The organism is Paenibacillus sp. J22FR21 (assembly GCF_056269135.1).
The window spans coordinates 154,355-166,456 of record NZ_JBWDNJ010000009.1 but is presented as its reverse complement, the minus strand read 5'-3'; the positions used below and the strand labels follow the sequence as shown (position 1 = coordinate 166,456).

At 38.8% G+C, this 12,102-nt stretch carries 6 protein-coding genes; all 6 read left to right on the top strand.

Translation table 11 applies throughout. The annotated features are described in order from the left end of the window. Window positions 1-669: 669 nt before the first annotated feature. The 6 genes from AC0YNS_RS26785 to AC0YNS_RS26760 all read left to right on the top strand — a co-directional run bounded on the left by AC0YNS_RS26785 (window position 670) and on the right by AC0YNS_RS26760 (window position 11,790). A complete protein-coding gene (locus AC0YNS_RS26785) occupies window positions 670-2,757 on the top strand; it encodes a DNRLRE domain-containing protein (RefSeq protein ID WP_475783990.1) in 2,088 nt (695 codons plus the stop codon). A 118-nt stretch (window positions 2,758-2,875) separates the two neighbouring features. Continuing rightward, window positions 2,876-8,923, top strand: a complete 6,048-nt coding sequence (locus tag AC0YNS_RS26780) for a S8 family serine peptidase (RefSeq protein ID WP_475783989.1) — start codon at window positions 2,876-2,878, stop codon at window positions 8,921-8,923. Window positions 8,924-8,934: 11 nt separating this feature from the next. Next, a complete protein-coding gene (locus AC0YNS_RS26775) occupies window positions 8,935-9,486 on the top strand; it encodes a hypothetical protein (protein WP_475783988.1) in 552 nt (183 codons plus the stop codon). Between the two features lie 700 nt (window positions 9,487-10,186). Further along, window positions 10,187-10,612, top strand: a complete 426-nt coding sequence (locus AC0YNS_RS26770) for a hypothetical protein (protein ID WP_475783987.1) — start codon at window positions 10,187-10,189, stop codon at window positions 10,610-10,612. Between the two features lie 562 nt (window positions 10,613-11,174). Further along, window positions 11,175-11,408 (top strand): hypothetical protein, encoded by a 234-nt coding sequence (locus AC0YNS_RS26765; protein WP_475783986.1) that lies wholly within the window; start codon window positions 11,175-11,177, stop codon window positions 11,406-11,408. Beyond that, window positions 11,389-11,790 carry a hypothetical protein gene (locus AC0YNS_RS26760; protein ID WP_475783985.1) on the top strand — a complete coding sequence of 134 codons (402 nt, stop codon included), beginning with the start codon at window positions 11,389-11,391 and terminating at the stop codon, window positions 11,788-11,790. The genes AC0YNS_RS26765 and AC0YNS_RS26760 overlap by 20 nt, the downstream gene beginning before the upstream one ends. Window positions 11,791-12,102 lie beyond the last annotated feature (312 nt).

Here is a 12,102-nt window from a genome sequence, read left to right as displayed (position 1 = left end):
TCAACATATCATAGGAAAATAAGGTTTGTTAGTCAGAAGGAAAGGGAAGAGTAGTTGCTGTAGTTAAAGCTCAATATTATTGATAGGAGTGGGCATTCAAAGGATATGACGACTGATAATTTCACACAAAAGGATTATACAATTTTTACGTGCATCGATTCATATTCAGGGATGATATTATGCATGTAGGTCAAATTGAACAATGGAACGTGGTATAAATATAAACCAAAAGGTGACTTCTTATGAAGTCACCTTTTGGTCTATATGAGGTGGTACTCTTATTAATTAAGGGATGCTGTTTTTTTTACCCCAAATAACCTTGGTTTTTATGATATCACTGTTTGAAAGGTTGTTAACTCTTTGTTTGTTGGTATTCCATAAGTCAATGTTTGTGTAATAAAACAATCAAGAACCTCAATTTTAAGTGAATCAACGATATCCCGAGATGTAGAAGTTATAGCGAAAGACGAAGTAATCAGAAAAAACACGATTCGACATCTTAAATCGACAACAATTAATGTATACATCTAATATACTTACTGTGTTTGTAAAATCTTAGAAAAAATGGAGGTGTCAAGTACTACATTGGTCCTTAGCTTACGTGCTTCAATTCATGAGGTCAACCGTACTAACATAAGTTGAAACTAACTTAAAAAGGATGTGAGGGCAATGTTTAAAAAAAGCTCGTTCTTTGTTGGTATCATTTTGTTGATTTTTGCAGTTGTGGTGAGTGGTAGCTTAGCAGTTTCGCCCGATTCTGATCTATCTTTAAACGGAGTCAACTCGGAAAATACTGTGGATGTGGAGCAACCACCTTTAGAGTTTGAGACTCTAGAAGATACAGATGTCAGTGATTATACAAAGAACGTAAAGTTTGAGCAAGTAGAGAAGCGAACTCATAATAGTAAGACATTTAAGCTTAGTGATGGAACCTACCAAACTGTGATTAATAATGTTGATACCCACTATCTTGATGTGAATGGTAACTGGGAAGAGATTAAGACAAACTTAGTAGACGAAATGGACATTGATATCAATAATGTTCCATTATCACAAGAATTACTCATCAATGATTCAGCTAACAGAGGAGATAGTCTTCCTGTAAAAGACCGGAAAAATACTGCGCTTCGCGCACTACAAGTGCCATACGATGTTAAGTTACCGAAAGAATTTAGTGAAGGTTATCTGTTTGGAAAAGGGGAGAGCCACTTGTTTTTTACTCCAGTAGAATCCCAAACTTCGGAAGGATTTATATTTGAAAACTCAATAACTTATACGGATGCATGGCCAAACACTGATGTTAAACTTGAAGCTCGTAGCAATGAGCTAAAAGAGTCTATTATTTTAAAATCCGACGAATCACCTGACTCATTTACATTTAAAGTAGAAGGGGATATTGATGATAATCTTCAAGCAGGGGATATTGGTATTTTACCTGCTTGGCTAGTGGATAGTAGCGGAACAACTCGTGAGGTTGAACAACATCTCAGAAGAGAAGGTGATCAAACTTACCTTGACATAACTCCCCAACTAGAAAACTTAGTTTATCCTGTAATAATTGATCCAACAGTAACAGGAATTACCAGCAATGCTGCAACTACCTCACAAAACTCACCGAATACCTCCGATGGTAATTATTTTATTAAAATTAATCAAGGTACAGGTAATAATAAAAAAGGATACATCAGTTTTAACTTACCAGTTTTTCCATCTTCCTTTACTATTAGTAGCGCGAGTTTATCCATTTATCAATATGGTCCAGCAGCTGGTGGTGGAGGTAGTTGGAACCTTAATTTTTATCGGGTAACGTCTCCTTGGAGTAGCCCAACCTGGAATAATTCTCCTACATATGCAGCATCTCCACTCGTATCTTCCAGTGGCACCGTACTCGGAGCCCTTCCAAGTGGTTCGAATTCATTAAGAACCTTTAATTTGGATACAACTGTAGTTGCGAATTGGATAAACGGTTCCATGCCCAACTACGGTATGATGATTGATTTGCCGTACGGAGGATTTGAAGTAACATTAGAGGCTCAGACAGCTAGTTTAATTATCAACTACACAAGTAGTACCCCGTTTACACCTACTCAATTGACTCCTGGTTCACTTGTTTCGACTGCACCAACTTTAATCGGTACAAAAACTCCATCACTACGTTGGCTTTACAATGATCCAAGCTACACTCAAGGTAAATTTCAAATACAGATCTATGATCTTTCGAACAACTTAGTTCAGGACACGGGACAAGTAACATCATCCTCAAATTCATACACTGTTCCTTCAAATATACTCAACTATAATATGAGTTATAAATGGCAAGTAAAAGTGTGGAATTCATTAGGTTTTGCAACACCATTTTCAAGTCCTGTATATATCAGCGTAATTCAAGATATAACCCCACCAACGATACCAACAGGGCTTCGAGTAACTGCATCAACGGCTTCTGATATTACCATATCTTGGAATGAATCAACTGATAATGTTGGTGTGTCTTTTTATAGTATCTATAAAAATGGCAGCTTTTTAGGGAATTCAACTAGTACATCGAGGAATATCTCTGGGATTACATCTGACACTGCATATAATTTCACAGTAAAAGCAGTAGACACGGCAGGAAATACTTCTCAAGCTAGTAGTCCTTTAAATAAATCGGTCTATATTTATATACTTAATCGATTAGATAGAGTTATTTTATCGAATGGTACAATAATTACATTTCATTATGATGCAAATGGAAATCTTATGAGTACAACTTAAGAGGTATAACAGTAAACTTTCCCCAAACGGTCCTAATAACTATGTGGATCAATTTATATTAATACAACCTGTAGGGGAGTCAATTTAAACTATATCGCTGTATAGGAGGAAATATTGAATGAAGAGGTTACTTAGTATCTTTATGATGCTAGTTATGATTTGGAGCAATACGATCACAATCTATGCTAATGATGTTAAAACAGCCAATAATAAATCTTCGGTCAGTGTGAAGAAAAGTTTTAACCCCTCAAATAAAGGATATCTTATAAAATTTAAAGATGCAGGTGCAGGGAAGAAAAAACATAAAACACTTAAAATTAAAAAAGAACTGAAACTAAATAAACTTGTGGATGCAGAATTAACGAAGGCTGAATTTGACAGTTTAATTATTGACACCAATGTCGAATATGTGGAGGAGAATTATTCTATCGCAATAAGCAGCGAAGAAGAAACACCAGTGAACATTACACAAATCAAGGCTTCTTTTGCACAAGATGATGGACTAACCGGTCATGGAGTAAAAGTCGCGATTTTGGATACTGGTATTGATACGGAATCCACAGAACTCCGAATTCAAGGTGGTAAGAGCTTTGTTAGTTCAGAAACCACTTATGATGATCTCAATGGTCACGGAACACATGTTGCTGGTATTGTTGCTGCTTTGCGTGATGATCATGGAATTGTCGGTGTTGCTCCAGGTGTTGATTTATTTTCGTTCAAAGTACTAGACAAGCAAGGTTTAGGTACGTATAGCAATGTGATACAAGCTCTGGAATATGCAGTAGAACAAAAAATGGATATCGTATCGATGAGCTTTACCGGAAACTACTATTCTAGAGCCTTACAGGACGCTGTCGATCTAGCAGCAAATGCGAATATTATCCTAATTGCTGCAGCAGGAAATAATGGATCAGATTCCGTTGGTTATCCCGCCCAGTTTTCATCCGTTGTATCGGTAGGTGCCGTAGACTCCAATAATGAAATTGCAGACTTTTCAAATCGCGGTAAGATAGATATTGTAGCACCAGGCGTAGCGATCAGCAGCCTGTCCTTAGATGGTTCTTATGTTGTTAAGAGTGGTACGTCTATGGCAGCTCCTCATGTTGCCGGCGTAGCTGCATTATTAATAGAACACAGTAGTTCGCTTACAAGTAATCAAATAATTAACCGACTTGTTAGCGGTACTTTACCGTTAGGTATTGCCAAAGAATACGGAAGCGGTTTAATCGATGCATGGAAAGTAATTCACCTAAGTGATGAAGTAGATCATTCAACAAACCTAAATCCTACATTGGTTGAAGAAGCCTACATCTCAGATGTACAGCCTACGCTAAGTCCTTCTACTTTGATTGAAGATGAAACTAACTATCCCGTAATCGCAGCAGATAATCCCACCCCTGATCCAAGTATATTAAATGCCCTATCACATCTAAGCGCGAAGAGTGCAGAAGCACCCTATTTATTACAAACCCAACAAGATTCGGTCTCTACGATGACTGGGAATTTAAACGTACAGGCGACAGACCTTACTTTACCGGGAAGAAATGGGTTATCTTTTTCGTTATCGAGAGTATATGACAGCTCAAATTCAGATTTTTATAAGAAAGACTACGAATACTTGCCCTATTGCTTCTGTAAGCTTACGTTCAGTGGGACTCAATATGAGGAAAGAAAAGATTCAAGCGGACAGATCTATCAGAATCCAACAACCATTGTTAATGGCAGTTTCTATATTGATGCCGCTCATGTAACAAATTCTTTTACAATGTTAAACTGGATTGATGCCGGTGGTTGGCTTGGTTATGTTGAGCAAAATAGAGGGCAACGAGCCTTCATTACCAATTGGTCAGCACCGGATCAATTTGGCGTTTCTACTCGGTCTGTCACTGAAGTTGCAACTGTTTCGAATGCTAATTTGATCGATATAGATACAAACCCAATTAAACCACTTTCTTGGAGGAGCAAGTCGAGAGACAAAACCTACGAAGAAAGGCTGTTTCCGATTGGTAAAGGTTGGTCCTGGAATATACCAAATATTAAAATTGAGGAAGGGAAATCTTACTTAAACCTTAGCGACCGAGGGAGCTATGAAATATCTGGAACAACGTTAAAAGGTTATCCATTCAAAGATTTGACAGTGAGCTACAATACACCTCCTATTACTGTCAATGGAGAACAATCAAGTACGGTTGTAAGCACTCTTGAGAAGAAGAACTATTTCTTTACGAGTAAAGGATACCTCATTCAAATTTCAGATGCTTATGATAACACCATTCAATTTAAGTATAGTGACGATCCTACCTATGGGAAAGTTCTCACAACGATAACCGATGTAATAGGCAATTCTATTGGCATTGTCTATAGCCCTACATCTGTTGTGTTAACTCAAGGCACCAAGACGGTTACATACTACAAACATGACAACATTCAATATAACCCTTTGCCGCCTTTTCAAGCACTTAAAACAGAAATATTGGATTCTGTAACCGATGTGATGGGCAGAAATACTTCTTATTCCTATTCATACTTGGATAGTAAATTCGATTTATTCTCATCAACACCTTCCCAAGTTCAAAAGGTGGCATTACTGACCAACATCTACCATCCGACAGGAGCAACTACTTCTTTTACGTATGAAACATCTGCTGTAAATCGGATGATTGGGTCAAATGCAGTCAATCAGAATTATCGGGTTTCTGAACGAAAAGATAATGCTGCTGGACTCATCTATAATTCAGTTGCCTTTACGTATACGAACACATCCGGCCAAAATACGGATTATGCTAGCAGTTATAATCAAGATATTCCCCATTATTATGTGAACACGAACGATGGGCTCAAGACGACAACCTATGATTATAAAAAAGATTTCATCAGTGATACTGAACCAGCCGTTTACTATCTGAACATGATTACAGCTGTGGCAGGTGATGAGAAAAAAAATACAATTTTTCAGTATGATGAAGTAAATAAAATTACGAATCCCCTTAAAACATCTTCAGCCTCAATGAAAGGAAGTACATCTTCTTCCCTGGAGGAAACCACCGTTACCTATGACGATTATGGGCATGTGTTAACTTCCATCAATCCCAAAGGTACCTTAACAACGTATAATTACGATGCTGCCTCTCATTTGCTAAGTAATATGACAGAAAAGGTAAACGATTCAACTAGTAAATTTACAGCATTGACCTATAACTCACAAGGAAGTCTGACAAGTGTAACGGTTAAGAAAGATAACACAAATGGTGTCATTCTTGGCCAGACCAGATACGAAAATTTTGATTCGCATGGTAACCCCCAGAATATTGTGGTTAAGGATACGAATCGAGACATCACATACGTTAACGAGTACGCCTCCACTTATAATGGGGCATATGCAACAAAACAAACCGTTTCTGTAGCCAATGTGGATCTAATAAAAACTGATGTAGTAAATACCTTAGAATACTATCCGGACTCCGGTCTAGTAAAATCACTAACGGATGATAATGGGGTAAAGACCACGTATACCTATGATAAGCTAGGAAGGTTAACTATTATTACGAACAATAGCGATGCTTCTTATTCGTCGTTGACCTACAATGACACTTTAAATCAAGTGGAAATTCGAGATGAAACAGGGGTAAAGAACCGAATTGACTGGGATCCAATCGGTCATAAGGTTGAAGAAGCGGTTTTGGATGGCAGCTATCGAGTTTTAAAAAGCTACAGCTACGATAAATACAGTCGATTGAAGTGGTCTAGAGATGCAGGTTTATCTACGCAGGAGACGAGTTACCTATATGACAGTTGGGGCCGTCTGACTACCAGAACAATGCCTGATGGTTTTGCATATATAACGCAATATGATGATATTAACCGCCAAATTACGAATATTGACCCGGAAACCTATACAACCAGGACTTCTTTAGATATTTTAGGTAGGGTAGTATCGAACGAAGAGTGGAGGGCCGGTCAATACCAATTATTAAGTGCGTATCAATATGATTATGCCGGGAATATGGTAAATGTGTCAGATGGCAGTAATAGCAGCATTTACGAGTACAATGCGTTAGGACAATTGCTGGCTGTAAAGGATCCATTCCTAAATAAGACTCAATATGAGTACTCCTTGGCTGGTCAACTAACAAAAACTATTTTTCCAGATTTAAAAAGTAAAAGCACCTCATTCGATGAGTTGGGCCGTCCTATTCAGAAGTTTGATGAGGCGGGAAATGATGAAAAGTTCTATTACGAGAAGTTGGCTGGTAAATATCAAGAGCGTTATATAGATAGAAATAAAAAAGTATTTACAAAAGTGTATAATAACCGTAATCGCATAGAATCAGTAAGTTCACCAGATGGAATTGTGTCGTACACTTATGATTTGGCTGGCAGAAGAAAAACGATGCTAGATTCAATAGGAACGACCACGAATAATTATAAGCCTTCCACAGGTGAGTTGTTACAGGTGATCTATCCAGATTTGAAATATATACAATACACCTATAATAATCTTGGACTCCGAGATACTATGACGGACCCGTTTGGGTACAAAATCGTTTACACCTATGATAAACGGAATCGATTAACAGGTGTAGGTGCTACCACAACAGATCAGGAGGCTACGTATAACTATTATAAAAATGACTTGCTTCAACAAATCTCATTAAAAAATAATATTAAGTCAGTTTATACGTATAAAGGTTTACAGTTAGATACGCTAACGCAATCAAAGTCGGATGGTACGATAATTAATACATTTGACTACGACTTTGATGCAAAAGGCAATATTGAACGTATTATAAGTGCACTTGGAAAAGACGGAAGCACGCCTACGAACTCTACTCAGGTATTGACCTATGATCCGCTTAATCGAATTAAGACGGATACTACTTCAGGTACAACCTACGAGTATGATAAACGTGGAAATAGAAAATCTGTTTTTAGCGACTCGACTTTAGCCATGGATTTAACTAACAAAAGTTATCAGTACGATTCATATAATCGATTGAAAAAGTCCACATCAACAAAAGGCGTCGTCGATTATGCGTATAATGGAGATGGGCAACTCTATGAACGTACGGAGAATGGAGTTACGACAAGATACTACAATGATGGTCCAAATGTTATTGCAGAGGCTACTGTACAGAATGGCATCGTAACGAGTAGTACTCGGTACGTACGTGGTCTAGGGTTAGTCGCTACTCAGAAGGGAAGTGCTGCCAAAGGCTATTATCTCTCAAACGGACACGGAGATATTATTGAGCTCAGGGACAGTGTAGGTAATTTGCTGAACAAATACACCTATGATACGTGGGGAAAACCACTTACAGCAGTAGAACAGATAACAAACCCATTCCGATATAGTGGGGAGTACTGGGATAGTACATCCGATCTTCAATATTTAAGAGCCCGTTGGTACAATCCCCAGTTAGGTCAATTTATTACTGAGGATACGTATGAGGGGCAGATTGATAATCCGCTGAGTATGAATTTGTATACGTATGTGGGGAATAATCCATTGGTTTACACTGATCCCTCAGGGCACAAATGGTATCACAAAGTCTTAGGATTTGCTAGTGGGTTTGCCGACAACATTTCTTTCGGTGGTTACAGTTATGTTATGGAAGAAGTCGGTGGTACCATCCATAATTCTGATTATTATCTTGGAAGACTTTATTACGACAGTTTCATGGTTACAGTATCTGCTTATGTATTGGCAGCAACAATTGCTGGCGAAGGTGGGGGTATGGCATCGTGTCTGTTTACTGCCGGCGGTGGATGTGCTTTAGCTCTCGTCAGCGGAGGTGTGATGGTTGCTGCTGGGAGTGAGGGAACATATGCAGCTTTAATGGCGGATAAAGACAGCGGGTTATATAATTATTATAAAAATGAAGATCGCTATAACGATAGAAATAAAATAGTTAAGGCCGATAGAGGGGCTATCAAAAATACACTCACGAAATTGACCAACTGGATGACAGACCAAGGTATGAAGAAAGTTAAGAACAACAGTCGAGCCACATGGGTGGATGAAAATGGATATTACTGGCAATGGGATAGTAAGCGTGGGACACTCGAAAAATGGGATAGTAAGAGGAAAAATCACTTAGGAGAATATGATCCTGTTACAGGTGTCAGACTGAATGATGGTATTTCAAGTAGGAAATTTGATGAGTAGGAGGAAACTAAATGCTACATGGACAAAAATTTATTGATGAGTTTCCTGAGTATGGGTTAGTACTTAAAAAACTATACCTAACTAGAGAACTCGATGATTGGTATAAGAAACAATGTGTATCGGTGTATAATTTACCTGAAGGTCTTGAGAGTGTAGAATCTGTTATAGAAGTGGACGTCAGGGATAGAAATTGGCCCTCTGTTGATATCTATTTTCGATTAAAGGAATGTATAAATGGATCATTCGTTTTAAGGCAGGAAATTCAAATAACACTATCAAAGATCATTCCATTCTACAATATTGATTTACTATATGAAATAGAGCATGAATCCCTTGTTGGTGAGATAAGTCTGTGGGGGCCTCCACAAACTTTTGAGTTAATGGAAGCGGTCGAGGTCGTAAAGGAAAGATTATCTCAATCAGGTTATACTAGTTTAAGTCAATTATATGACTTATATGATACTGTTTTCGAATGGAATCAGCTTGAAGATTTTGAAAAAGTAAATCGACGATTAACTATAAAGGATGCAATATTTACCGACATATTAGGATTATGTGATTAATAAAAATGGAACAATGGTATTGGCCACATGTGAGTGTACAACTCCGTGTGGTTTTCTTTTTTTTGACGCGCCATTTTTGAGTATAACAACTTTATGATGTTATTTTTATTGGGGATAGACCCAGTTGACCCGAATATATTAAGTGGCCGAAAGACAGCAGTTTTACTTGTGTTGTCTTGCTACAGTTTATGGTCTCATGTTCATTGACTACTAACAAACTTTAATTTCCTCATTTGTATTCTGATTTCAGTTTCAGTTCTCTCCACTAACAAACTTACCCCATGTTTTATTACATATAAGTAACCCTAATAAGCCGCATAAATACAGTGGTTCCACTAACAAACTTTAATTTCCCTCATCAAGAATAACAGGAAGGCTCGAGCGTATAAGAAGGTGTTCGAGCACAATTGGAAAGAAAATAGAACTTACTTCAAACAACAGAAGCGGGAAACGGGTCGCTGAGCGATCCGTTTTTTCTATTATATTGGCTTTTTGACTCTATTAATTAGTTGTAAGATACCTATAAAATATAGGCATACTTTTACTCACTTTTCTGCTCCCGCCAAGCGGCCTAGGGAGTACCGTTGCTAGACTATTACTGGCCAATCGCCTACCTATAGGTGCCAAAGTCTGTCCTTTTTTAGGAAGATGAAGCTCCTTTAGGTAGGCTTTTTTGCGTCCAAAAGGAGGTGTTCAAGGGATGAGGATATCATGTTCATGTCCAGAATTATGTGCTCATAAGGCGTTGATCCACCGCGAGAACCAAGAGAAATTTTTGAGTAATGCTCAAGACCGTCTGGATAAATTCCAAGAAATCTTGATGCAAAACGTGAATGCTTTGGTAAAGAGCAGACACGGTGACTGGCGACAATTCGACCGGTCTTTTTCGATCAACCAGATCAGTTTCTTCAGAATTGGGGATGAAGAGAAAGAAATTAAGGTGACGGAATTTCCGGCTCATAATTGCGCAATGTGTGGAAACACAACGATAAGCATTGGTCTAGCCGCAGAAATTGAAAGCATGATAGAGGAGATCGTCAGCGAGCGAATTAATCGCCCAGCTGCGATGCCGCTTCCGGATAATGTTTCGTTTAACTCATTGTTGAACGGAGTAGCAATTGCATGAGAAGCTGGGAGTCATTCCTGGCTTCTTTTTCTTTATCTTGGTATGGAGAAGGGACGATTAGTAAAGGAACGATCGATATCTATTCAAAAGACTGGGATGAAGAATCTCTTCATGTACGACGCTTCGCGGATCGGCTGGTCGCTTATAATACTCCACCATCCGCAGGTACTTCGAATTCGGCGGATATGAGGTGCTGGAAAATACCTTATTGATACAGATGCTTTCTTTGTTGTCGGGCCCGATATTTGTGGATCGGCTTTTTATTTTTACTCAGTTAGAAAATTCCATTGATTCGCTCCCTAATATATAAGATTGAACAGCATGTTACGAGTTTGGTTAGAAGCAATGCCAGCGCTTGAGAGAAATCAGACAAGCTCTGCTTTGTGGATAATAGGGACTTCTATTTTTTGCCTAGTAAACCGGTTGGATGTAATATGAAGAAAGACGTTGCGTAAGGTGATCTTAGACCATGCCTGCCGGCTTTAGTCGTATTTGGCGAAGCAGTCTCCATTCTTTTGAATATTCACTCGCACAGTATACAAACTAGACAGGAGAAATTATCATGCTTAGAGATATCGATCAAATGGAAACTGGAATTCTGCTAGCGAAAATGAGCTTGGTTCTGGCTAAGCTGAATTTTGGGAAACCGGAGGAAAGAAAGGCTGCCCGGGAAGAGTGTGAAAGGTTATCGATGGTTCTTGCGAATCACGTTGATCCGCATGCATTTAAGCTAGCGGCTCTTAACCTTGGATTTAACAAAGAGGAGATGAGATTTCTTGAGCCGGCCGCTGTTTAAGCCTCCGTCCCGAGCATTGGGGTGGACGCTCTACGCCGTCGCAACGATAATTCTTGCGGCAAATGTCATGTTCCTAATCCAGAACATCCGTAAAGGTGAATTAAGCAGTACGGAGCGGTTATCATTCGCGGTAGTGTTTTCCTTCATGGTGGCATCCTGGTATGTGCTTTTCGGATATCATTTCCTGAGATGGGCGGCATTAAAGAAGGCGGAGCTCTACGGGATTGCAAAGCAGAATCGCCACGTCCTATTTGAACGATACAACAGAATATTTATAGATGGCGATGAGTGTTCTAAGCAGAGGGTGAACCCGATTCGTTTCAAGCGATTAAGACAAGCTGATCTAAGAGAGGTCATGCGGAAGCTCATAGGTGAGTACTAGCCGGCTAGAGAGATAAGCTTGTTTCTGATAAACAGAAGAAACTCTGCTAAATAATAAGATGCAAAGTATAGAGACATCGTAGACTTAGTCGCAACTCGGATGATAGTATACAAAAGTTCTGTGAGTGCCCATACGAGCGCATCAAGACGGTCTCGCGACTTCATGCCCTTGTTCCCATTAACAACTTAAACACTGATCTAAACAACAAAGAAAAGAACACTATCAAAAACGAACAAACTGGCGTGATATTGTAAGTACAAATCGGAAAGCATCCATAAAAAAGAGCCCTCAGGAAAAGCATTCTGAAGGCTT

What these genes read in the sequence shown, in the direction of transcription:
- AC0YNS_RS26770 (WP_475783987.1), top strand. Translation starts at nt 10,187, where the DNA reads ATGAGGATATCATGTTCATGTCCAGAATTATGTGCTCATAAGGCGTTG.
- AC0YNS_RS26785 (WP_475783990.1), top strand. Translation starts at nt 670, where the DNA reads ATGTTTAAAAAAAGCTCGTTCTTTGTTGGTATCATTTTGTTGATTTTT.
- AC0YNS_RS26780 (WP_475783989.1), top strand. Translation starts at nt 2,876, where the DNA reads ATGAAGAGGTTACTTAGTATCTTTATGATGCTAGTTATGATTTGGAGC.
- AC0YNS_RS26765 (WP_475783986.1), top strand. Translation starts at nt 11,175, where the DNA reads ATGCTTAGAGATATCGATCAAATGGAAACTGGAATTCTGCTAGCGAAA.
- AC0YNS_RS26775 (WP_475783988.1), top strand. Translation starts at nt 8,935, where the DNA reads ATGCTACATGGACAAAAATTTATTGATGAGTTTCCTGAGTATGGGTTA.